Annotated in this window: 27 protein-coding genes and 2 pseudogenes; 14 read left to right on the top strand and 15 right to left on the bottom strand. The window is 68.3% G+C overall.

All coding sequences use genetic code 11. The features are described 5' to 3' along the window. Window positions 1-18 precede the first annotated feature (18 nt). Complete coding sequence (locus tag QSK37_RS34320; protein WP_285629492.1) at window positions 19-639, top strand: hypothetical protein; 621 nt, start codon at window positions 19-21, stop codon at window positions 637-639. Between the two features lie 227 nt (window positions 640-866). Here the strand turns inward: QSK37_RS34320 and QSK37_RS34315 are convergent, their stop codons facing one another. The 6 genes and pseudogenes from QSK37_RS34315 to QSK37_RS34295 all read right to left on the bottom strand — a co-directional run bounded on the left by QSK37_RS34315 (window position 867) and on the right by QSK37_RS34295 (window position 7133). Next, window positions 867-1460 carry an immunity 26/phosphotriesterase HocA family protein gene (locus QSK37_RS34315; protein ID WP_285629491.1) on the bottom strand — a complete coding sequence of 198 codons (594 nt, stop codon included), beginning with the start codon at window positions 1458-1460 and terminating at the stop codon, window positions 867-869. A 292-nt stretch (window positions 1461-1752) separates the two neighbouring features. Next, window positions 1753-2316, bottom strand: a pseudogene (locus QSK37_RS51880) (tyrosine-type recombinase/integrase); the annotation flags it as partial. A gap of 58 nt (window positions 2317-2374) precedes the next feature. Next, window positions 2375-3034, bottom strand: coding sequence for a hypothetical protein (locus QSK37_RS34310; RefSeq protein ID WP_285629490.1), 660 nt, complete (start codon window positions 3032-3034; stop codon window positions 2375-2377). A gap of 598 nt (window positions 3035-3632) precedes the next feature. Beyond that, window positions 3633-4493, bottom strand: coding sequence for a class I SAM-dependent methyltransferase (locus QSK37_RS34305; protein WP_285629489.1), 861 nt, complete (start codon window positions 4491-4493; stop codon window positions 3633-3635). 695 nt (window positions 4494-5188) lie between these two features. Next, the gene (locus QSK37_RS34300; RefSeq protein ID WP_285629488.1) at window positions 5189-6442 is read right to left on the bottom strand and encodes an MFS transporter; all 1254 of its coding nucleotides are present in this window, start codon (window positions 6440-6442) and stop codon (window positions 5189-5191) included. Window positions 6443-6752: 310 nt separating this feature from the next. Continuing rightward, window positions 6753-7133 carry a winged helix-turn-helix transcriptional regulator gene (locus tag QSK37_RS34295; protein WP_285629487.1) on the bottom strand — a complete coding sequence of 127 codons (381 nt, stop codon included), beginning with the start codon at window positions 7131-7133 and terminating at the stop codon, window positions 6753-6755. 72 nt (window positions 7134-7205) lie between these two features. Between QSK37_RS34295 and QSK37_RS34290 the strand changes: the two genes are divergently transcribed. Both QSK37_RS34290 and QSK37_RS34285 read left to right on the top strand, forming a co-directional pair. After that, window positions 7206-8135: an NADP-dependent oxidoreductase gene (locus QSK37_RS34290; RefSeq protein ID WP_285629486.1), complete on the top strand. Its 930-nt coding sequence runs from the start codon at window positions 7206-7208 to the stop codon at window positions 8133-8135. Window positions 8136-8182: 47 nt separating this feature from the next. Then, window positions 8183-8773, top strand: coding sequence for a hypothetical protein (locus QSK37_RS34285; protein WP_285629485.1), 591 nt, complete (start codon window positions 8183-8185; stop codon window positions 8771-8773). Between the two features lie 29 nt (window positions 8774-8802). On the opposite strand, the gene QSK37_RS34280 is transcribed toward QSK37_RS34285, so the two are convergent. The 5 genes from QSK37_RS34280 to QSK37_RS34260 all read right to left on the bottom strand — a co-directional run bounded on the left by QSK37_RS34280 (window position 8803) and on the right by QSK37_RS34260 (window position 11919). After that, complete coding sequence (locus QSK37_RS34280) at window positions 8803-9189, bottom strand: RidA family protein (protein ID WP_285629484.1); 387 nt, start codon at window positions 9187-9189, stop codon at window positions 8803-8805. A 43-nt stretch (window positions 9190-9232) separates the two neighbouring features. Next, window positions 9233-9622, bottom strand: a complete 390-nt coding sequence (locus QSK37_RS34275; RefSeq protein WP_285629483.1) for a DinB family protein — start codon at window positions 9620-9622, stop codon at window positions 9233-9235. 26 nt (window positions 9623-9648) lie between these two features. Beyond that, the gene (locus QSK37_RS34270; RefSeq protein WP_285629482.1) at window positions 9649-10449 is read right to left on the bottom strand and encodes an alpha/beta fold hydrolase; all 801 of its coding nucleotides are present in this window, start codon (window positions 10447-10449) and stop codon (window positions 9649-9651) included. A gap of 118 nt (window positions 10450-10567) precedes the next feature. Beyond that, window positions 10568-11200, bottom strand: a complete 633-nt coding sequence (locus QSK37_RS34265) for a toxin glutamine deamidase domain-containing protein (RefSeq protein ID WP_285629481.1) — start codon at window positions 11198-11200, stop codon at window positions 10568-10570. Between the two features lie 251 nt (window positions 11201-11451). Next, on the bottom strand, window positions 11452-11919 hold the full coding sequence (locus tag QSK37_RS34260) for a MarR family winged helix-turn-helix transcriptional regulator (RefSeq protein WP_285629480.1): 468 nt from the start codon (window positions 11917-11919) through the stop codon (window positions 11452-11454). A gap of 87 nt (window positions 11920-12006) precedes the next feature. Between QSK37_RS34260 and QSK37_RS34255 the strand changes: the two genes are divergently transcribed. From QSK37_RS34255 to QSK37_RS34240, 4 genes are all read left to right on the top strand, one after another. Continuing rightward, entirely contained in the window at window positions 12007-12732 is a 726-nt protein-coding gene (locus tag QSK37_RS34255; RefSeq protein ID WP_285629479.1) for a VOC family protein, read from the top strand. Window positions 12733-12815: 83 nt separating this feature from the next. Beyond that, the gene (locus tag QSK37_RS34250; protein WP_285629478.1) at window positions 12816-13847 is read left to right on the top strand and encodes a hypothetical protein; all 1032 of its coding nucleotides are present in this window, start codon (window positions 12816-12818) and stop codon (window positions 13845-13847) included. Between the two features lie 56 nt (window positions 13848-13903). Continuing rightward, on the top strand, window positions 13904-14218 hold the full coding sequence (locus tag QSK37_RS34245) for a hypothetical protein (RefSeq protein ID WP_285629477.1): 315 nt from the start codon (window positions 13904-13906) through the stop codon (window positions 14216-14218). A gap of 56 nt (window positions 14219-14274) precedes the next feature. Continuing rightward, entirely contained in the window at window positions 14275-14739 is a 465-nt protein-coding gene (locus QSK37_RS34240) for a nucleotidyltransferase domain-containing protein (protein ID WP_285629476.1), read from the top strand. 15 nt (window positions 14740-14754) lie between these two features. On the opposite strand, the gene QSK37_RS34235 is transcribed toward QSK37_RS34240, so the two are convergent. The 3 genes from QSK37_RS34235 to QSK37_RS34225 are packed head-to-tail and all read right to left on the bottom strand — an operon-like array spanning window position 14755 to window position 15940. Next, complete coding sequence (locus tag QSK37_RS34235) at window positions 14755-14955, bottom strand: helix-hairpin-helix domain-containing protein (protein ID WP_285629475.1); 201 nt, start codon at window positions 14953-14955, stop codon at window positions 14755-14757. A gap of 47 nt (window positions 14956-15002) precedes the next feature. Further along, window positions 15003-15470: a hypothetical protein gene (locus tag QSK37_RS34230; protein ID WP_285629474.1), complete on the bottom strand. Its 468-nt coding sequence runs from the start codon at window positions 15468-15470 to the stop codon at window positions 15003-15005. 56 nt (window positions 15471-15526) lie between these two features. Beyond that, the gene (locus tag QSK37_RS34225; protein ID WP_285629473.1) at window positions 15527-15940 is read right to left on the bottom strand and encodes a MerR family transcriptional regulator; all 414 of its coding nucleotides are present in this window, start codon (window positions 15938-15940) and stop codon (window positions 15527-15529) included. 105 nt (window positions 15941-16045) lie between these two features. On the opposite strand from QSK37_RS34225, the pseudogene QSK37_RS51875 reads away from it, so the two are divergent. The 6 genes and pseudogenes from QSK37_RS51875 to QSK37_RS34200 all read left to right on the top strand — a co-directional run. Continuing rightward, window positions 16046-16612 (top strand): annotated as a pseudogene (locus QSK37_RS51875) (MFS transporter); the annotation flags it as partial. A gap of 208 nt (window positions 16613-16820) precedes the next feature. Then, window positions 16821-17312 carry an MFS transporter gene (locus QSK37_RS51870; protein ID WP_432705632.1) on the top strand — a complete coding sequence of 164 codons (492 nt, stop codon included), beginning with the start codon at window positions 16821-16823 and terminating at the stop codon, window positions 17310-17312. Beyond that, a complete protein-coding gene (locus tag QSK37_RS34215; RefSeq protein ID WP_285629471.1) occupies window positions 17245-17799 on the top strand; it encodes a DinB family protein in 555 nt (184 codons plus the stop codon). The genes QSK37_RS51870 and QSK37_RS34215 overlap by 68 nt, the downstream gene beginning before the upstream one ends. Before the next feature lie 52 nt (window positions 17800-17851). After that, window positions 17852-18349 (top strand): EXPERA domain-containing protein, encoded by a 498-nt coding sequence (locus QSK37_RS34210; protein WP_285629470.1) that lies wholly within the window; start codon window positions 17852-17854, stop codon window positions 18347-18349. Window positions 18350-18503: 154 nt separating this feature from the next. Beyond that, window positions 18504-18845, top strand: coding sequence for a VOC family protein (locus QSK37_RS34205; protein ID WP_285629469.1), 342 nt, complete (start codon window positions 18504-18506; stop codon window positions 18843-18845). Then, entirely contained in the window at window positions 18842-19885 is a 1044-nt protein-coding gene (locus QSK37_RS34200) for a hypothetical protein (protein WP_285629468.1), read from the top strand. The genes QSK37_RS34205 and QSK37_RS34200 overlap by 4 nt, the downstream gene beginning before the upstream one ends. A gap of 11 nt (window positions 19886-19896) precedes the next feature. On the opposite strand, the gene QSK37_RS34195 is transcribed toward QSK37_RS34200, so the two are convergent. After that, complete coding sequence (locus QSK37_RS34195) at window positions 19897-20682, bottom strand: transglycosylase family protein (RefSeq protein WP_285629467.1); 786 nt, start codon at window positions 20680-20682, stop codon at window positions 19897-19899. A 188-nt stretch (window positions 20683-20870) separates the two neighbouring features. On the opposite strand from QSK37_RS34195, the gene QSK37_RS34190 reads away from it, so the two are divergent. Continuing rightward, complete coding sequence (locus tag QSK37_RS34190; RefSeq protein WP_285629466.1) at window positions 20871-22028, top strand: serine hydrolase domain-containing protein; 1158 nt, start codon at window positions 20871-20873, stop codon at window positions 22026-22028. Window positions 22029-22031 lie beyond the last annotated feature (3 nt).

Raw genomic sequence — 22031 nt, 5'->3', positions numbered from 1 at the left:
ACGCCCAGGTCAGCGCCCGTGACGGCCGAGATCCCTACGCTTCCCAAGCTGACAACCCTGGTGTCGCTACGAAGCTGGAAGAGGGCGTCGGGTCCGCTGTTGCAGATAACTCGGCCGTGCGAGGCTGGGCTGGTGGCGACGGATGAATCGGACCTCGTGGCGCTGCTACATCGACTCGATGATCCCGAGTGGTTGGAGTGGCCCTCGGACTACAGCAACAGCAAGGCTGCCGCTTCCTTGAAACGTCTTGCGTCCGGCCTGGAGAGTGCTTTCGGCACCCGTTGCCCGGCGGAGGGGAACAACCAGGACTCCAGCGAGTACGGCCGCGTCGAGATCCCCGCGACAGCGACCGTGCACGGGACGAGGATCATCGTGTGCGTGAGCAAGTTCGAGCCGCTCGCGCTGGTGACCGCAGAGAACCCTGGTGCCTACCTCGGCCTGGACGAGGCACAGGCGCTCGGTGATCTGGACGGCAAGGATCTGGCCAAGGTGCAACGCGCTGTACACGACGCGGGATTCGTCGCCGTGCCCGAAGAGCTCTTGGACCGCCGCTACGACGGACAGAGCCGACTTTTTCGGCTTGGTCGCGAACCGCACGGGCAGCCGAGCTGGTGGGATCGCTTCTTCGGCTTCTTCTAGATCGACACGGACAGGCCCTGGGCGCCTGTTTCAAGATCCGGAACATATGCGGAACGCATCGACGGCAGCGGGGGCGCTGGCCGGGATGCCGTGCAGGTCAGCGGGGAAATGCCGCCGGGATCCATGGCGTCCTGTAAATCCGTGGGTGCCTCGAGGAGAGACAATCTAGGACAGCGACCAGATTGCAGACGGGCTGAACTCCCACTCGATCATGTGGAGTGACCAGGTCACTTAGCGCCGAGCCGTTGACCGCGTACGGACGGCCCCACCCAGCACGATCGGGTCGCCCGTTCCGTGATGGTTCCGCGTGTTCGGCTGCGGCCGGGTCCGCTAAGGCGGCTTTGCTTGCTCAGTCGGGTGCCAGGGGGATCCCGAGAGCTCGGCTCGTCGAGGCTGGCGAAGCTGTTGAGGCCCCAGCGCCCGCACGGTTCGAAGCCAGCGTCGCGGGGTTTGCCGTCCAGGCCGACGTGCCGGCGGCGCGCCGAGTCGAAGAAGCAGTGATCGAGGAGCACGTCGCCAGGCTGGAGATCGGCGTGATGCACGGTCATCAGATACCCCCGCGACCAAGGCAGCCTGTTGATGATCTGCGGCGGGATGAGGAGCCGATCAGTGACCAGCGCGGACAGGTCCGGCGTCTCGGTGTTGGCTCTGGCGTCGTAGAGGTAGATGAGGTTGGAGCCTGGCCCCATCGGGCCGGCGGGCATATCCGTGTAAATCACCCGGCCGAACAGGTAGCACTCGTCGGGCTTCAGCGCGAACACATCCCCGGGGCGCAGTTTCCGGCGCGACGGTCGCAGGATCCGCATGTTCGGCTCGTACATCAGGCCAGTCTGTCAGCTGTGCCCCAATCCCAGTGGGCTCCCTAGGCCTGATCTTCCCGTCCGTCGTCGGCCCTGGTGTGCTCGGCTTTGGGACTGGTGCGCGGCGGTGGCTCCCGGGAGCCACAGCGGGAGCCACCGGGACGAACGATCTTGAGTGGAGCCGTACGGATCTGGACGACCGAGACGACGTCAGCCGAGCCTGCGGACGGATCCGAACGGCTTCGGAGAGCGTTTGGGTATCTACGGATTAGAATGGTCCGTCGGCCGGGTCCAGGTTCGGCCGTCCGGGCCATTAACGAGCCATTAGCCACGGTGAACAGCGGTCACTCGTGGTCATGTCGAAGTCCAGGTCAGCGCCCGTGACGGCTCGGAACCAGACGATTCCCAAGCTGGTAGTGCGGGTTCGATTCTGCTCCACACGCCGAAGGCCCAGGTCAGGGAGATGATCCCGGCACTGGGCCTCTTTGCTGTCGAGGCGGTTTTCCGCCCGCCGTGCCATTAGCGTGCCATTAGGCCACGGAGACCAGGCTGCCGGCGGTCCCGTCGTCATCTGGGTCGTCCTCGTCGCGTGCTGTCCTGAGCAACGCGTCGAGCCCTCGGCGATCTTCCGGTCCGCCTGGTTCGACGCGTGCTGGTAGATCAGCGCCGCCCGCTCGTTGTCATGACCCATGCGCGCCATCAGAGTCCGCAGCGAGACGCCCATGTCGGCGGCGAGGGTGTTGCCGGCGTGCCGAAGGTCATGGAAGTGCAGGCCGGGAACGCCCATCGTGCGGACGACGTCGACCCAGCGAGTCAGCTTGTTGAAGTTGCTCCGCCGGAGCGGTCCGCCCTTGATCCCGGCGAAGACCAGCGCGTCGTCCTCACGCTTCGTGCCTTCCTGTCGTCAGCACGGCATGAGGTACGTCGAATCGGCCCTACATGGCCAGTACGTACCATTGTCTGACGGAAGTATCGCCGCGCAGGTAGAGGCTTCCTCCTCGCCCGACGGGTCGCGCGTACCGCTTGAGTGGGGTTCCGTCGGGCATGGTGACTTCCGCTTCCCCGACCACGGTGGCTTCGCGGTCGGTCATCTCGCAGTAGCGCAGCCGCGAGCCGTAGCCGAGCATAAGTGCCTCGCTGCCGCGGACGGCCATGCCTCTAGGTTCCACGGTGTTCTTTCGCAGGTGGAAATGCCCATCGGCGTGCACTTCGAGGAGCGGGAACGTGGGGTAGTAGATGGCCCAGGCGACGTTTTCGGCAACGTTGAAGGTGTAGACGGTGTCAATGTATTCCACCCCCTGTGGCGACGAGTAGCTCCATGTCTGGTCGCCATCGCTGTCCCAGCGGACCAGACCTGCGGCGCTGATCGGGTCGGAGTAGACCCCCTCGTCGAAGTAGGCGCTCCACAGGTTGTTCTGTCGATCAGCCATCATGAACTCGATGGCACGGCCCATGACAAAGCTGCGTCGCGGTCGGCCGTCATCCCCGAATATCTGCGCGTTCCGTTCTCCCACTGCACCATGGCTCTGCAAGATGAGCCTGCCATTGGGCAGAGCGTCTATGTGCTGGGGCCGCAAAATCACATCACGCAGCACACGTTCTCGCACACTCCCTGCATCGCTGGTGACGAGGAGCGCGTCATAGGGGTAGTTCCGTGGCCAAGATCGAGTTTCTCCGCGCGAAGACGTTATGACGTCCGCGTCGAGGCAGAGCAACCAAAGGGCTCTGCCCCATGCGTCCACGGTAGTGGCCAGGACTTTTCGTTCGTCGTACTGCCGAGGCAACAGTGCGTGAGGACGCAGTGCCACCTTCCTCAAACGATCACCTCGCGGGCGAAGGTACGTAGCGCTCTCATCATCGCAGAACTTGCAGCCGAGTGATCGTCGTGCCATTAGCCCCGGTGATCAAGGGTCAACGCCGGTCACTCACGAGCACACCGATGCCCAGGTCAGCGCCCGTGACGGCCGAGATCCCTACGTTTCCCAAGCGGTAGTGCGGGTTCGATTCCCGTCACCCGCTCGTGTTGGCCCAGGCGGGGCGACCCCCTGGAACCCCCGATGTGAGGGGCTTCGCCCCCACGAATCGCTGCCGTGAAGGATCTTCAGCGCATCGTCGCGCCCGCGCTGCCGCTGCGTCAGGCGCGGAGGGCCGCCAGCTGTCTTCCCCCACTTCCGCGCGTCCTTGTAAGGACGGTCAGGCGGTGGTTCGAAGACGGAAGTTCAGGTCGGTGGCACTGATAGGAGCAGGGTTTCCGTGGTCATCGGTGACCGCGGTCACGGTCAGGCCGGCGGATGCGGCCAGCGCCTCGAATCCGGAGCGGGAGTACCAGTGCAGGACCCATGGGCGCTCGGCGACGGAGCGGTCTGCGCCGCGGTGGCGTTCGTAGCGCAGCAGCGTCGTCTGCGTCCGCGCAACCTCATCACGTTCCTCCGCGACGACGGACACCCGAAGCTCGGCACCGTCAGCTGCGAACGCCGTGCGGACTCGGCCGATCTGCTCGGCCGGAGTCGGAGAGGGGACGAACAGGGGCACCAGGGCGGCGCCGCCCTCAGCCAGGTGAGCCCGGATCCCACGAAGGCAGGCCAGCGCGGCGACGTCGTCTGGCAGCAGGGTAAAGGTCGGTCCGGCCAAAAAGATCGCCCGATAGCGACGGGGCAGTTCCAACGCCTCCATGCGCTGGTGAAACACCGTGGCCGTGATCCCTTGTTCGTGCGCCCGGCGACCGAGGCGCTCCAGCATGTCGGCGGAGGAGTCGACGCCCTCGACCTCCAGGCCGCGCCGACGCAACTCCAGCAGGGGATCACCGTCCCCGCAGCCCAACTCCAGCGCCGGGGCGCCGACTTGCTCGATGAAGGCCGCATACGGTTCGGGATCCTGAGAGAAAGACTTCAGCGGCCCGTACAGCTCCGCGACGATACCCGTGTAGAAGTCAGCCGGATTCACGCCGTCACCGTAGACAGACTCTTCTTGCGCGTCACCCAGATATTCGGCTTCGCGGAGCACGGGGTCCAGCTCGAGGTGGAACCCCGCGATCGGGACGGCAGCGCCGCTCATGTCGAGGAACTCTTACTACTTGCCTCCGGCGGGGGCACTCCGACTCGGGGACGGCTCGCTCACGGCGCGCAAGCCAGGGTGGTCACTGGTTGAGGTGGAAGCTGGGCCATCCCCCCGTCGACGTCCCAGGCGAAGCCAAGCAGACCATCTGTGCGCTTGGCAATAGGCCGATTCATAGCTTGATCTGACCGCTTAGCCACCACTCCAGATACCGCATCAGTCCGGGAGCCACCCATGTGCGGCCAGAATGCGAATTCCGGACGCGGCAGGTCAAGAGCGCACGGAAGGGCAGGGGATAAGAGGCCACGCCGACGCTGGGTGGCTAGTACCAGAAGGAACGCCGGTCGGCTGGCGCGAAAGGCGAGACGAGTCGGGGCCCGCTGAACCCCATGAAGTCACCAGGCCGTGCCGGATTTGGCACGGAGCCCCTGCGGCGGTTCCCATCGGGCTAACCGTGGCGAGCTGGGAAGCACGCCCGATCGCGGGCAAGTGTACGAGCCGCCGCCCCGTGTAAATTCGACGCTCTGTCTGGCGCGTAGCCGCCGCATGTCACCGCTTACGGCCCCTGTGCCGTCGGAATCGACTACGCCGCTTCGGCCTCGTTGACCCAGGTGACGCAGGAGCCTTCAGCGGGTGGCGCGCTCATGCCCGGCAGCGCGTAGAGACCGGACACGAGCGCGTAGTCGAGTTTCCGACTATCTCAGCAGGCACACCGCCCCGGCCGCGACGGCTACCGCTGCCAAGATGAGCGCGCCCGGCTGAAGGCCGACGACGGCCACGAGTGCGCCCGCCGCCGGCATGCTGAGGCTCTCCGTTGTGGATTCGGCCGTGGAGATCACACCCGAGACCCGGCCCAATTTCCCCACGGGGGCGAGCCGCTGCAAGGTTGTGGCCGCGACCGCGTAGAACACGGTGCCGCAGACACCCCAGACGAACGCACCCAGGTAGGCAACGAGAACCCACGGCGTGCCCGTGAACAGCGCCGCCGCCAGCCCGCAGCTGACCGCTCCTGCCGTCAGGAGCCACATTGGCGACCGGATCCCCGGTGCTCGGCGGCGAATGACCGGGAGCAGCAGCCCTGTCACGACCGCTCCGATCCCGATCGCCGCCTCGAACCGTGCGAACTGGGACGACGGCTGGTGCAGCACGTGCCGTGTGTAAAGCGGCTCGATGACCAGGAACGCCCCGGATGTGAAGCCCACCCCCATCCGCGCCAGCGCGATGGCGCGCAGTCGCGGCTCCCGGGCTACCGCGACCGCGCCCGCCGTGGCGGTGCGGAACCACGACAGCCCGTACGCCGGACGCCTGGTGACCATTGCCCCGGCATTCCTCGGCTCCTCCGGCAGCGGGAGAACCGGAAGCGGAATGAGGACCAGAGCGCCCACCAGGTACATGATGGCGTCGGCGGTGAACGCGATCCGGAATCCCGCGGTGGCCATGAGGACGCTGGCCGCCAGCGGTCCTGCTACCTGCCCGATCGAGGCGGTGACGCCGAGGAGGGAGTTGGCGGCGAGCAGGTCATCGGACTCGACGATTCGTGTCGGCAGCGCGCTGCTCGCGGGGCTGCACAGTGACCGGGCGGCACCGCAGGCGAGTGCCATGATGTCCAGGGACGTCAGCGATCCCGAGACGGACATCCCCAGCGACGTGCCGGCGGAGCATGTGTAGCCGATGATCAGCATGGTCCGCGGGCCGAACCGGTCGGTGAGACCGCCGGTGAACGCGGTGAGGACTACGGGCGGACCCGACCAGCACAGAGCCGTGAGCGAGATGCCCGCCGGGTCGGCGCCGAAGTGGTAGGCGGCGAATCCCCACAGGACAAGGGACGCCGCCCAGCTGCAGACCCAGCCGACCGACTGGCCGACCAGCAGGAGGGCGAAGCGCGGATCACGGAACGAAGGACGAACCGGGTGCGCCGGGATACGGCGGCCACCCGAGAAAACAGGCATGAAAGAAGGCCTCCACGCGGAGCTGCGACGATTGAACGCTGCAGCCGCGGCGTCCCGCGCGCGAAGGCCCTGAAGCAACCCGTATACGCCTGCGCTCAGCCTCTCCTATGGGCTGTTGCTCCAGACCGGGCGGGTGAAAGAAGATCCAGGCTCAGGCGAATCGCACGGATGACGCGGCGGCGTGGACGGCCTTGATAATTATCGCTGTACCTCCGTGGTCGGCTCTGACACACCGCAGTATGCGGGCGTCAGACACGCGGCGCAACTTGCCAGGCTCGCGGAGAACCGGCCAGCCGTAAGGTCGGAAGCCTCAGTCGCCGCGGGCGGCCGGCTCGGGATCGGCGTCGAGCGCGTCGAGCACTGCGTCGCCGTTCGTCCTCGCCCACTCGGTCAGCGTGTGGATCGGATCGATCAGCGTCGCTCCGAGCGGGGTGAGCTCGTACTCGACACGGGGCGGCACCTCGGCGTAGGCGTGGCGGCGGATGAGTCCGTGCGCCTCCAGCCGTCGGAGCGTCTGGGTGAGCATCTTGCGGGAGATACCGCCGATCAGCTCGATCAGCTCGCCATGGCGCACCGGGCCCTTGCTGAGGCCGTAGAGCACGACCACCGTCCACTTGTCGGCGATCAGCTCGACCGTCAGACGCGCCGGACAGTCGGCGAGAAAGGGACCACCGGGACCGAAACTGCTCATGGCGCCAAAGGTACCTGGCGGTTCCTATCGGAAAAATAGCCTGGTCTCTCCCCCTCCAAAGCCAGGAGAGCCATGCGAGTCATCACCCAGCAGACGCTCGGCGGTCCCGAGGTGCTCACCATCGTGGACGCGCCCGAGCCCCAGCCCCTCCCGACCGAGGTTCTCGTTCGCGTCAAGGCGATCGGCCTGAACCCGCTGGAGGCGCGCCTGCGCGCCGGCGAGTTCCCGCTGATCGGCAAGCCGCCGTTCATCCTCGGCTGGGACATCAGCGGCGTGGTCGAGGAGGCGCCGCAGACGTGGCGGTTCAGGCCCGGCGACGAGGTGTTCGGGATGCCGCTGTTCCCGCGGGCGGCGAGCGCGTACGCCGAGGTCGTGTCGGCGCCGGCGTTGCACCTGGCACACAAGCCGGCGTCGCTCTCGCACGTCGAGGCGTCGGCACTGCCGGTCGTCGGGCTGACGGCGTGGCAGGGCCTCGTCGACCTCGGCGGCGTGACCGAGGGCGACCGGGTCCTGGTCCACGGCGGCGGTGGCGGGGTCGGTCACGTCGCGATCCAGATCGCGAAAGCGCTCGGCGCGCACGTGATCGCGACCGCCAGCGGGAGCAAGCGGAAGTTCGTCGAGGGGTTCGGCGCCGACGAGGTGATCGACTACACGACGGTCGACTTCACCGAGGCGGTCCGCGACATCGACGTCGTGCTCGACACGATCGGCGGCGACACCGTCGAACGGTCGCTCGAAGTGCTCCGCCCAGGCGGTCACCTGGTGACGGCGGTCGCCGAGGAGGATTTGGAGCTAGCCGCCAGGTACGAGGCGGCCGGCATGCGCTTCAGCGGCATCGCGGTCGCCCCCGATCCAGTCGCCCTGCGAGGTCTCGTCGGGCTCGTCGAACAGGGCAGGCTCCGGGTCCACGTGCAGGAGACGTTCCCGTTCGAGCGCATCGCCGACGCGCACCGGCTGCTCGACGGCGGTCACCTCCAGGGCAAGCTCGTCCTCACCGTCTGATCCCATGAGACTGGGCTCATCACGCCGACACTTCATACTGGTTGGCTGTGACGTTGTCGTGGACGCACGTCGGTCGGATCTGGACCAACGGTGAGCCGTTTCTGGCGATGGACGCGCCGCTGCGCGAGCACTGGCGCGGCGGCACTGACGAAGACGCCTACGCGGCGCTCTGTCACCTCGGGTGGGAAGTAACGAGTGTGCCGGTGGGGCCAGGGCGCGCAGCGCTCATAGGCACAGACGGCGTCGTCGGTGACGAAGGATGGCTTGAGGTCTTCACCGTCGCGCACGATGCGCTGGCCGTCGTCCAGGTTTCCGGTCCGGACTACGACTCGCTTCTGTCGGCCGCGCTCAGTTTTCCCGCCGACGATGACGATGCCGGTGACGTGGTCGAGGTACGCAGCGGCGGTCTCGCGTTGTTCAGTGCCGCCATGGACGGCGTGGGGCCGCACGGTGCCGAACTGGTGCGCACGAACCCGAGGCCGCCTCCCGTCACGAGGCCACCGATGTCACAAGGACTCGACCCTGGCCTCATGCTCGCCATGGTCCGAGGCGAGTACATGCTTCGCATTCGGTGGTACACCGAACTCGGCGATGAGGGGTGTTTCGCGCGCTGGCTTCTTCTGCCCGCGACGGACTGACAGACGTCCGTTGCCCGGGGACGGCCAGATCACCCAGCGGCGATCGCTTCGATTTCGAGGAGCCACTGGCTGTCGTAGATCTCCGCGATGATCACGGTGAGAGCGGGGCGGTGCTCACCGAGGATCTCGCGCCGTACTCGTGAGTTGATGTCCGCATAGCGGCGGTCGGACAAAAAGGTCGTTACTTTCACCAGGTTGGACACATCAAGATTGGCTTCGCGGAGTGCGGCGAGGATGTTGGTCCAGACGAGTCGGCACTGGCCCTCGAATTCCTGCGGGACCTCGCCTTCACGCGTCTCCGGGATCTGGCCGCTGATGAACAACAGACGAGAGCCTGCTTCGACTGACAGCGCCTGTGTGTATCCTCCGGCAGCTTCGGGAGCATCGATCGGATCGACGGCAGTAAGTCGTACCATGTGTGATCTTTTATCAGACTTCCACCGACTGGATCGGCAGCCCTTATCGGGGTCCCAGCCCCGTCTTTCCGTCGAGTAGCTCGCGCGCGATGTCGAGGTGGCCGGCATGGCGCGCGGTCTCCTCGATCATGTGGAGGACGATGCGGCGTAGGTCGGTGATTTCTTTTCCGAGTGGATCGGGGTGACGTCCGCGCGGGGGCGTCGACAGTGGCATCGAGGCGAGGATCGCGTTCGAGCGCTCGCACTGAGTGCGGTAGAACTCGAAGACCACCGATGGTGGCCGTGAGGTGATCAGTGGCGTGTGGTCGTCGGGCCACGGCAGCGGCTCGGCGGAACCGGTGGCGATCTCCTGGAACCAGTGCCGCTCGGCGTGACCAAGGTGCTCCACGAGACCCAGAGGCGTCCACCCCAGAGGCCGTACCGGGATCGGCAACGGCCGTGCCGATCCCCGGCGGGCGGTCAGGCGAGGGTGTTCAGGAAGTCCTTGACGACGGCGGCGAAGCCATCCGGGTCGGTGGTGTGGGCGAAGTGGTCGCCGTCGAGTTCGGCGAGTCGCGTGTTGGCGCGGCGGGTGACGATCTGCCGGCCTTCCTCTGGGGTGATGACCTGGCTGTCGCGGGCCAGCACGAACAGGGCGGGGCACCCGGTGGAGGTCCAGTCGGCCCAGTGGTCGCCGTGTGTTCCCTGCTCTGAGGCGATGGTGTCCTGCGGGTGGAACGGCAGACGCCAGCCGCCGTCGGCGGTGGGGCGCAGTTTGTCGCCGAGCATCGGGGCCAGCGGGCCGATGGCGTCCAGGAGCGCCTGCCGGTCGGGAGCCGTGTACGGCATCGACAGGACGAACGAGAGTGCGCTGGGGCCGTCGTCGAGATCGCGGACCGGGCCCTCGACGTTGACGATGGCCGACACCCGCTCGGGGTGCCGGGCGGCGATCTGGAAGGCGGTGATGCCGCCGCCGGAGTGGCCGAGCGTCACGACCTGCTCGATCCCCAGGTGGTCCAGGAGGGCGATCGCGTCGGCGACGTAGTCCTCGCGGGTGTAGGAGGCGGCCCGGTCGGAGTCGCCGTGCCCGCGCTGGTCGGGTGCGATGACCCGCCACTGCGGCGCCAGTGCCTCGGCCAGCCGCACCCAGGTCCGGCCCTCGTACAGGTGACCGTGCAGGGCCAGCAGCGGCCGGCCCGATCCACCGAAGTCCAGGTAGGACAGTCGGCGACCATCGATGCGGAACTCGCCGCGGATCCCGGTGACGCTCGTGCCGTTCATCTCGAACCTCCGTCAGGTGCGTGTCTCGATGAACAGCACTCTGTCCGCGCCCGCTGACCATCGGCGCACCAGCCGCTGACGGCTTCCGTACGCGCCGGTCAGTTCGGTACGGGGTCGGTCACAGATAAAGGCGGTAGAAATCTCCGCCTGGGAAGATGTTCTGGTCTTTGACGATTCCTCCCCCGGTCTGACCGCAGATGTACTTGATCTCGCCGTCCACATTGGCCGCGTTGTAGAGGTGTCCCTCCACGGTCGCCGAGCGGTTTCCGGAGACGATTCCGTTCATGCCGGGCTGATGCAGCTCCCTCTTGAGGAGCTCGTGGAAGGCGGCCGGGCTCTCGGCGTCGAACTGGGCGCCGGCAAGGTCGATGGGTGAGCGGATCCCCGGTGCGGCGACGGCCGGACGACGGTGCTCCAGGTTCTGACGAACGGCCAAGGCGACCTCCGGGCAGTTCGTTGTCGACGCCGACGGGTTGGTGCGTCTCACGAGCTCCTCGATCTCACGAAGCTTCAGTGGACGACCTTCCGCGGAGGCGAGGATCTGGCTCTGTTCGCCGTATGCCCGCTCCATCGCGGCGGCTTCCGCAGCCGTCGGCGGCTGGGCCCGGCGGGTCGACCCCGATATTCCGTCCGGCCGTAGATGGGCCAGCGGGACCTGGCTTTGCCGCGCCCCTGCCTCCGCGGCGCTGTGGGCCGCCGTCGGGTGCAGGGATCGCCTGAAGAACCCCTCGACCACCTTGAACAGGCTCATCGACCACTCCGGCGCCTCTCGAAAACCGTCGCGGCAGGTCGCGCCGCGCGCTCGTACGACGCGGCCCGAGGATTTTCGCGTTCCGTGGCATGAATCACCTTCGGAAACGGCTTGAAATGAGCCCTGTGATCAAGAGGCGACAGGGATCATTCGCGATTCGCCAAGGAGGCGGGCGAGGAGCGTACGACCTCCGCGCCCGGCACCGAATCGTCGTCCGACGACTCCAGGTTCCAAGCGTGGCGCTCCCCGCCTCAGTGCCGCCGTTCGGCCGCCGCCTGGAGCTCCTCCGTCGCCTCCTCGAAGGCTGTCGCCGCCCTGGTGAAGTAGTCGAACAGCGTGGTCAGCTGCTCGGCGGTGTAGCCGGCGAGGATGTCTCCGACCTTGCGGCGAGCCGGATCGACGGCGGCGTCGACGCCGACGTCGCGGCCGGTCGGTTCCACGTGCAGCCGGCGGCGGTCGGTCGGGTCGGCGACGCGGCGGACGTGACCGTCACGTTCCAGGCGATCGATCAGGCGGGTGGTCGCGCCCGAGGTCAAGCCGGTGCGAGCGGCCAGCTCACCAGGGGTCATGGACCCGGTGGCCGCCAGGACGGACAACGCGTACAGGTCGGTGCCCCCCAGACCGACCGCCGCCCCGCTGGCCTGGCCATGGAGTACGACGGCGGCGAGGTACCGGCGGTAGACCTCATGGGCGTTCTCCGGCATCCGTGGCCTTGACATGAGCCGTCCCGACCCCTTTCATATATCTGCATACACGCAGATACTTCCTTCATGCAGTCAACTGCGGGTTGGTGAACGGGGACCATCATGGACGACCACGGCCGATTCGTCTGGCACGAGCTGCGCGTCACCGACATCGAGCGCGCCGGGCGCTTCTACGGCGACCTGCTCGGCTGGACCTTCACCGCCGGTTCGACCGGCCCGATCATCCACGCCGACGGCACGCCGATCGGCGGGATCAGCCCGACCAAGCCGGGCATCCCACCGCACTGGACGCCGTACATCGCCGTCGCCGACGTGGACGCGGCCGCGTCGGCCGCCCGAGCCCACGGCGGCATCGTGACCAGCGGTGTGCCCGGCGACCTGCCCGGCGTCGGCAGGCTCGCGCCGATCCTGGACGCCGACAAGGCCATCTTCCTGGTCGTACGACCGCTGCCCGGTACGCCGATGAGCGCGCCCCGCTCCCCGGCGCCCGGCACGTTCGTATGGGACCGGCTACGCACCCCGGAGCCGGCGACCGCGGCCGACTTCTACCGAGCGGTGGCCGGCTGGAACACCGCCCTGGCCCCCGACGGCACCGCCGGCGTGCTCACCACCGGGGACGGCGCGCGCGTGGCCGAGATGGTCCAGACGACGCAGGACCGCGGCTGGCTGCCGTTCGTCCTGGTCGACTCCGCATCCGCCGCTCGCGACCACGCCGTGTCCCTCGGCGCGACGGCCGAAGCGGAACTGACCACGACCCCGGACAGCGGCCGGTTCACCGTCATCACCGACCCTGAGGGCGCCACCCTGGCCCTGCACGAGGCACCCTGACAGGCTCCCGGCGCACGGAACCGAATCGTCGTCCGCCAGCTCCAAGACATTCGTAGCCGGCCGAACGCGAGGAAGAACGACCCATGACCCGTGGGCACCCGATCCAACTCTCGAAGACGCTCGTGCGCGACCGGGAGATCGACCTGGACAACACGTTCGAGTGGACGCACCGATCGGTGTGCACGAGGCCGGGAGGGGACCGCTACGTGTTGTCGGACCTCGCGTACAACTACTACCGGTATGACAGCACGGACGAGCGGGACATGGTCGCCGGTCATGTGGTGAGCCGGTACGGCCCGGACGGCGAGCCGATCAACCAGGTCTTCGTACGGTGGGCGAGCAAGAACGTGGGCGCGCTCTACCCGCAGGCCTCGCTGTGCGTTCTCCCGGACGGGAGGGTTCTGTTCTCCACGAAGGGCAACCAGGCGTTCGTCCTCGACGCGGCGCTCGGCTCGGCCGAGGAGGTCACCGCACCGGGAGCGGGCGAGAAGCCGCACTGGGCGTTCCGTACCCGGCTGACGCCGTCCGGGCGAGCACTGTGCCTGATCGGCGAGAACGTCGTGGCCGTCTCGACCGAACCGGTCGGAGCGGTGATGCCCCCGCTGACGGCCGTGACCGCGCTGTTGCGGAAGCCGAACGGAAGCACGCGTTGGCCCTTTTACTGCCCACCGAACGGCGCCTCGGGCGAGGGCGAGGCCCTCACCGAACTGGACGAGCAGATCAGGACTGTGCACCCCGGACCGGGCGGACCGCGTCCCGCGTGGCTGTACGACGCCGTGGCGATCGATGACTCGACCTTCGTCGTACTGACCGTCGGGTGGAAGAAGAAGGCCTACATGCGGGGCCGCGAGTTCATGTTCGTCCTGGTGGACGCCGGCGGGAAGCTCCTGGGCCAGCTGGATCTGCACACCTATCGCGACTCGGCCAGCCGGGGCGTCCGGTACGACGTGGTCGTGGACCAGGCGCGGCGTCGCATCTTCCACCTCAACACGTTCGGCCTGTACGTGTTCGACGACGCTGGTAGGAGGACGGCGCGGCTGTCCACTCGCTTCGCTCTGAGCGCCTCTGGCCGCGCGCTCAACCGTCAGGTGAAATGGGCTGGATATCTCGGCTGAATCGCCGGCCCGGGCGCTCGTTCAGAAGGGGCGATCACGACCGTAGGCTCGGCTGGATGAACGAGGCGATCTTCAACGAAGTCGCGGTGCTGTGGGCCGAACACGTCGGTGCAACGTGGCCTGACGATCTCTACCGGGTGGACGACCGTGACGGGGATGTCGTCGAGATCGACGGTGCGATGGCCGGATGCGTCTCGGTCTATGTGAAAAGCCGCGGCGCGCTGGACGACGACCGGTTCCGCACACTAGAGGTCTGTGCCCGGGATCTCCGAAGGATTCTTCCCCGCCTGCGTGGCGAGTCCGCGGCGTACGTCCGCCGTTTGATCAAGATGGCAGAGTTGATCAACGACGCCAGGCGGACTGTGCCCTAGCCGTACGCGGCTCACGATGTTCCAGAGCCCGCCGGCCTGCGTACCGAGGAGCAAAAGTGGCCCAGCGTGATGAACGCCCGGCGGCCGGCTCGGCTGGCATTTCGGCCGAGGGTGCCGTTGACGTCGAGAACGTGATCGCGCGGGTCACCCGCTGGGCGGCCGCACGTGACGACGTTCTCGGGCTGCTTCTGGCCGGCTCCTACGCCCGGGACGCGGCCGGACCGGACTCCGACCTCGATCTCATCCTGCTCACCAAGGAGATCGACCGCTACGCCGATGGCACCTGGGCCGACGAGCTGGACCTCGGCGAACTGACCAGAGTCCAGACGTGGGGCCCCATCACCGAACGGCGGTTTCTCACCGGCGCCGGACTCGAGGTCGAGCTCAACATCGGTTCTCCCGATTGGGCGCGCATCGACCCCGTCGATCCCGGCACGCGCCGCGTGGTGACCGACGGCGTGCGAATCCTGCACGACCCCGAAGGCGCCCTGACCCGGCTGCGGCGAGCGTGCCAGTCCTGATCACGCGGGACGGCGTCAGCCGAGTGACAGGCCCTGCCGCTGGAGAGCCTCCTGCAGCAGGCGCAACGCCTTCGGACCCACCCCGTGGAGTTTCCGCAACTCTGCGGCGGGTACGTCCGCGAGCTGCCCGAGGTCGAGGTACCCAGCGGCGTGGAGTGCCCGGATCGCGGGCGCGGGGATACCTGCGGGAAAGCCTGTGTCCGGCTCTGTCGCCATGCTCTGCTCCTTAGGTTCAGGGCACAGACTTCGTACGCGCCGGATATTCATCGGTGCCCGGTGATCCGTAGGGGAAGCCATGCCGGCCACCACGGCGGACGGCCGCCCGGGCACAGGGACGGCAGGTAGAAGCCATGCGTCATGCCGTTGTTGAGGGCGTAGTCGCCCCAGAACGCCAGGGCGCAGATGACCAGGGCCAGCGCGCAGGCGACGGTCACCCTGACCACGCGGGTACGCCGGCGGCAGATCCACAGACCGACGATGATCCCCACCGGCGGACACAGCGAATAGCCGATGGCGCGGAGCACCAGCGAGCCGAGCCAGACCTGTCCCGTGTCGGCGATGTCGTTCGCCACCTCGGGCGCCAGCCCCGAGCAGCGGACCCAGGCGTCCTCGATGTTCGCGTTCTGAAGGAGGGCGAGCGCGGCGCCGATCAGCGGGCTGAGGATCAGCAGGGCGCATCCCAAGCCGATTCGAGTCCCGTAATCCGGCACCGGAGGCGAGTCCTGGCTCATGATCTGTAGGACGTCCGCGTCCGCCGAACCGTTGGCGTCGTACTCCGAGCGGGCGGTCAGCGGATGCCCGCGGTCCTGTTTCCGCTGACCGCTCGGATGGGCTCGGCGGGCGGCCGGACGGTGGCGGTGACCTGTCCGACGCGCTGCAACTCCAGAAGTAGCGACCTGGCCTCGCACAGCAGCGCCTGCTGGCGCTCGATGCGGACTATCTGCTCATCGATGCGCTCTTGGGCGCGCGCACAGTAGACGACCTCGGAAGTGTCCGCGCTGGGGAGCATCACGACGATGTCGGTGATGTCGAGGCCGACTCCCAGCAACAGCTTGATCTTCGCGATCTGCGCGACCGCGCTCTCATCGAAGTCGCGGTACCCGCGGCTGTCGCGTCCCGACGACAGCAGCCCCACCGATTCGTAGTGCCTGATCGAACGCGGGCTCGCCCCGGACAGACGCGACAGCTCACCGATCCGCATCACAGACTCCTGTCTCTGGATCCGCACCCTCGGCCGGGCTTGAGGTGACATCGATGTCAATCGTTAGCGTCCACGTTCCGCCGGTCGGGAAGAAGGGAATCGCCCGTGTCCGAAGACGTTCGGCCGAACAGAGCCATATTGCTGGCGTTGACCTGCGTCGGTCAGTTCATGGTGCTGCTCGACAACACCATCGTCGGTGCGGCCCTGCCCGCCGTGCAACTCAAGTTGCGCACCACCCTGACCGGCCTGCAGTGGATCGTGGACGCCTATGTGCTGGTGGTCGCGATGCTGCTGCTGGCCGGTGGTGTGCTCGCCGACCGTCTCGGTCGCAGACGAGTGTTCCTGACCGGTGTGGCGGTGTTCACGCTGGCGTCGCTGTTGTGCAGTGTCGCCCCGACGCTCGGCTGGCTGGTCGCCGCGCGCGTTCTGCAGGGCGTCGGGGCCGCGGCGTTGAGTCCCGCCTCGCTCGCCTTGCTGGCCTCGGCGTACCCGCGACCGCAGGAACGGGTGAAGGCGATCGGGCTGTGGGCGGGCCTGAGCGGCGTCGGAATGGCCGCCGGTCCGGTGGCTGGCGGCATCCTCACCGACGCGTTCGGCTGGCCCAGCATTTTCCTGGTCAATGTGCCGATCGGCCTTATATCGCTGCTGGCCGGAATGCGAGTGCTGGACGAGTCTCGCAACCCGGCGGCGCCCACGCTGGACATCGCCGGCCAGGCACTGTCGATTCTCGGCGTCGGCGCGCTCACCTTCGGCCTCATCGCGGCGGGCGACCACGGGTGGACCTCACCGCTGATCCTCGGCGCTCTCGCCGTGGCCGCCGTCCTGCTGGCGTCGTTCGTCGCCGTCGAGTCGCGTCGCCGCCCGATTCGGCTTTCGGGTCGTGGTCACCGCCGGACTGGCGCTCGCGGCGGTCGGACTCCTGACACTGTCCACGGTCCATCACGCCACCGGCTACGGCACCGTGTGGTGGCGGCTGGCCGTCGTCGGCGTCGGCTTCGGTCTGGCGATGTCGCCGCTGACCGGCGCGGCCGTGTCCTCGGTGAACCCTCAGGACAGTGGCCTGGCCTCCGGCGTCAGCAGCACCGCCCGGCAGATCGGCGCGATTCTGGGAGTCGCGGTGCTCGGCGCCGTCGTCCGTACCCGGCAGAGCCACGGCGCCCCCTTCGGGACCGGACTCGACACCGCGTTCCTCGCCGCAGGCGTCGTCACCGCGGCCGGCGCGATCCTGACCGGCCTGTGGCTCGTCCGGAGCCGCAACGGAAATTCGCTGGCGAACCAGGCACCCGAGGACCACCATGGCCCGGGTGAGCGACCGACCCGAACGCTGGAGCCAGGCGAACGTCTACCCGGACATGTGGGTGGATCCGGATGATGATCCCCGCGACAACGCCGGAGCCAGTCCGGACGGCGAGCCGGCGACGCTGCAGGACTACCTGACGAACTACCGGCACACTCTGCTGATGAAGTGCGAGGGCCTCGACGCCGAACAGCTGGCCCGCCGGTCGGTGCCGCCGTCGACCATGTCGCTGCTCGGCCTGCTGCGGCACCTCGCCGAGGTGGAGCGGGACTGGCGCGGCTGGGTCCTGCCCGGTGACCCGCCGCCGAAGCTCTACGGCGACGGGGACTTCGAGGGAGCGGTCGCCGACCAGGCGGTGGTCGACGCCGCGTACGCCGACCTGGCCCGCGAGCAGGCGGCCACCGACGCCGCACTGGCCGAGCATCCGGATCTGGGCGTACGGCTGGGCAAGGACGCCATCGCGGTCCGGGAACTGCTGGTCCACCGGATCGAGGAGTACGCCCGGCACTGCGGCCACGCGGATCTGCTGCGGGAGTGCATCGACGGTCGCGTGGGCCAGTGAGGCGTTGAACAACCCGTATGCGTAGAAGGGCGGCATGCCTAAGATCGGCGTCATGAGCGTGTCGCTGCCGCTGCGCGACCGGAAGGTCGACATCTTCTTCGCGGTGCTGTTCGCGGCCTTCACGGTGACGTCGCTGATCAGCGACCTGCTGCCGACCGTGGGCGTGAACTTCTCCCGGCCGACCGGCGACTTCTTCGTCGACTCCAACTACTGGTACGCCCATGACGCCGACCCGCTGTTCATGCACCCGCCGGACTGGATGCGGATCGTCACCGGGCTCTCGGCGTTCGTCTACATGCCGTTCTACGTCGTGCTCGTGTTCGCTCTGGTGACCGGGAAGAACTGGATCCAGCTGCCGGCGGTGATCTACGCCACGATGATCGTCACGCTGACCGGCATCGTCGTGTTCGGCGTGGAGTTCTTCGGCGACCCGGCCACGCGCACCGGCAACCCGGCGAAGTTCCTCGCGTTCAACCTGCCGTACGTCCTGGTGCCGCTCCTGCTGCTGATCCGGATGCGCGCGGCGTCCCCGTTCACCCGTCGTTTCTGACCCGGGGGCGTGCCGATCGCCTCCGGTGGTGGCGGTCGCGGGTGCTCAGGATGGCGGCGGCGAGGAGATCCCCGAGGTCGGCGAACGCCTCCTCGGCCGATGCCGATTCGCATAAGTCTGGTTACGGCGCCGAGGACATTTCTACGATCGCCTCATGACTCTGGACTTGTTCGCGGGAATCCCGGTCACCGACTACGCCGCGGCCCTTGAGTGGTACGAGCGGTTGCTGGGTGCGCCGCCGGCGTTCTTCCCGAACGACACGGAGGCCGTGTGGGAGGTCGCCGAGCACCGGTACGTCTACATCGTGCGGCGGCCCGAGCACGCCGGCCACGCCCTGCACACGATCTTCGCGCAGGACCACGACGCGCTCGTCGCGGGGATCACGGAACGGGGGCTGGAGCCGGCGGTGCAGGAGACCTACGCGAACGGCGTGCGCAAGACCACCTACCGCGATCCCGATGGAAACGAGATCGGGTTCGGCGGCGCCCCGGTGTGACCGGGAACCGCGGCCGGCCGAGCTCCCTCTCGGCGCTGGTCCCGGCAGTGTCGGTGCTGTTAGCGGCCGGCGCGTGCCAGGACGGCCACGCCCCGGAGAGAGCTCACTACGTGCTGGCCGTACGGTCGTCCGGCGGCGCCGTCTGCGGTGACGGAGTGGCTCGGCTGCTGACCGCCGCCGGGCGGCAGGTCGCGTTGGTGAGGCGTCCCGCCGGCATCTGCGACTGGAGCACGGTGACGGCCGGCGTATCGCCCGGACGGCCGTCCCGGATCTTCTTTCTCAGGGGGCTGACGACCGATCGGGCCCACATGCGCCTCTACCGGATACGCGTCGACGAGCACGGAAAGATCGTTGAGCTGGCGCCGGTACCCGGCATGACCTCGGCCGACGACGCGGTCGACGCTATCGCCGTCACCCCCGACGGCACCCGGTTCGCCTTCCCCACCAGCCGCCCCGGCAAAGGTGGGATGGCCTATGGGGTGGTGGTGACCGGCGCCACCGGACGGCCGAGGACGACCCTCTGGGCGGACCGCGGCTGGAGTGAAATCGTCGGTCTCTCCTGGGCGGCGAACGGACGCACCCTGCGGCTGGCGCAGCGCGCCGGCCCCGGCATCCGCGTGGTCGACACCGGCACCGCACACGACCTGGCCCGGGACAGCCGCCTGGTGGTGCCCGCGACCGGATGGTACGGCGACGTGGACGCCGAGGCGGGCACGCTGAGCGGCGACGGCACGCAGACGTACTTCATCACCCACGACCACAGCCACCCTCCACGCGCGGTCGATCGGGTGATCGCGGCGCCGGTCTCCGGAGGTGGCGCGGCCCGCGTCCTGTTCGAGCGGCACTACGAGGCGGCGGAGGTGCCCGGCAAGCCACCGACGCCGGCGAACCTCCTGGGCGACGCGATCTGCCGCGAGGGCGACGGCGCGCACCTGCTCGTGGCGGGCGGAGACAGGTCCTTCCGCATCACGATCGCCACCCACGCCGTCGAGACCCTGCCGCTGAGCTTCACCGGCACGCAGGAGGAACTGGCCTGCTGACCTTCCCCGATTCAGCTGAAGAGGTAGCGACCGCAGTTCGGCCACTGGCCCTGCCAGTTGCCGTTCACCCGGTTGTAGAGGAGCTGGGCGCGGTAGGTCTGCTCGGCCGCGGAGGCCTGGCTCGGCAGTCCCGAGCCGCCGACCGTCGCCCACGACTGCCGGTTGAACTGGTACAGCCCGTAGTAACCGGCGGGGTTGACCGCGCGGGGATTTCCGCCCGACTCGCACTTCGCCAGGCCGCTCCAGTTGAGCCGGGCGGCGGAGCCGACGCCCGTCGGCTGCGGCCCGACGGCGATGATCTGCGATACCGGCTTGCGTTTGATCTTCTGGGCGATGATCGCCTTGACCTTCTTGCCCTTCCGCCGGACGTACGCGACCTGCACCTGCTTGAGGCCGGTGCGGCCCTTCCGCAGCACCTTCTGGCTGAAGGCCGGGACCTTGCTGCTCTTCTTCCGCACGATCGGTGCCGGGATCTTGACGACCTTGGTCACCGGGTCGGACAGCAGCCGGAGCACCTTGACGGTCGCGGCCGGTGCGGCGTCGGCGGGCGGGGTCACCAGGTCGTGCGGGCCGAGCTGCACGCCCACCTGGGCGAGCACCGCGCGTACGGTCCCGGCCGTGGTCATGGTCTCGGCCTTCTTCTTGTGGTCGACCACCACGACGACCTTCCGCGGGGTGGGCGTCGGGCTTGGCACCACCGCGGCCTTCGCCTGCTCCGGCTTCGACGATCCGCATCCGGACGCGGTCGCGGCGACCGCGAGCAACGCGAGACCGGTGATGACCACGGAAAGGCGCACGACTCCTCCTGCATATCGGCAGCCCCCCGCGTACCGGGGAGCACCATAGCGGAGCAAATGAAGCCTTTTGCGGTGAACAGGAAACTTGGCGGGGGTTGGCCCCACCTCGATGAGCCCGCTGTCCCGAGTCGTCATACGGGTGATCACCGCAGTGTGCCGCGGAGCGTGGCTGCCTAGTGTCGAGCCGCATGGCGATGAGGACCAGAGAGCGACGGCTCGGCGGGCGGGCGATCGTGGTGCTGGCGGTGGGCGCCGCGGCCGTCGGCGTCGTACCGGCGTCCGCGCGGGCGGACCATCGGGAATGCGGGGGCCACGCCGCCACCCATCGCGTCCTGGAGCGCATGACGCACCGGCATGGGCTGACCGGCGCCGCCGTACGCGTGGACGACCCCGGGTGCGGGGCGTGGACGGACGCGAGTGGGGTGGCCGACCGGCGGACGGGGCGTCCGATGCGGGCGGACCTACGGGGACGGATCGGCAGCATCACCAAGTCGTTCACGGCGGTCACGGTGCTCGCGCTGGCGGCGGAGGGCCGGATCTCGCTCGACGCTCCGGTCGAGCGCTACCTGCCGGGACTGCTGGACCGAGACGGCTACGACGGACGCCGGGTGACCGTACGGAGCCTGCTGCGGCACACCAGCGGGCTGCCCGACCACATGGACACCTTCGACGACACCGAGGAGTTCCGGTTCCGGCATTTCGAGCCGGAGGAACTGGTGGAAAGAGCCCTGAGGCTCCCGCCCCCCGGTGCCAGCTGGCACTACTCCACCACCAACTACGTCGTCGCCGGGCTCATCGTGGAGAAGGCCAGCGGGCACCCGCTGGAGGAGGAGGTGCGGCGACGGATCCTCGAACCGCTGCGGCTCCGTGACACCTACTGGCCAGGCGACGAACTCGGCATCCGGGGTCCGCATCCGCGCGGCTACGTGCGGGAGGAGCGGGGCGGGCAGGCCGAGTGGGCCGACACTACCGCGATGAACACGACCGTGGCCTGGGCCGGCGGCGCCCTGATCTCCAGCCCCCGCGACGTGAGCACGTTCTACGGAGCCCTGCTCGGCGGGCGGCTGCTGCCCGCGGCGATGCTCGCCGAGATGGAACGCACCGTACCCGGCGATCCCGATCGGCTGTGGCCGGGCGCGGAGTACGGCCTGGGCCTGATCCGGACGCCGCTGCGGTGCGGCGGCGTCTGGTGGGGGCACGCGGGCGACATCGACGGGTTCACCGCGATCTCCGGGGTCGCACCGTCCGGACGCCGCGTCGCGATCGCCTTCAACGAGAACCCGTCCACGCAAGAAGCCTTCGACGACGAGCTGAACCTCGTCCAGACCGCCCTGTGCGACTCATGACGA

Source organism: Actinoallomurus iriomotensis (assembly GCF_030269445.1).
GTDB lineage: Bacteria > Actinomycetota > Actinomycetes > Streptosporangiales > Streptosporangiaceae > Actinoallomurus > Actinoallomurus iriomotensis.
The sequence above is the reverse complement of the archived record's forward strand: the minus strand, read 5'-3'. Positions and strand labels throughout refer to the sequence as shown.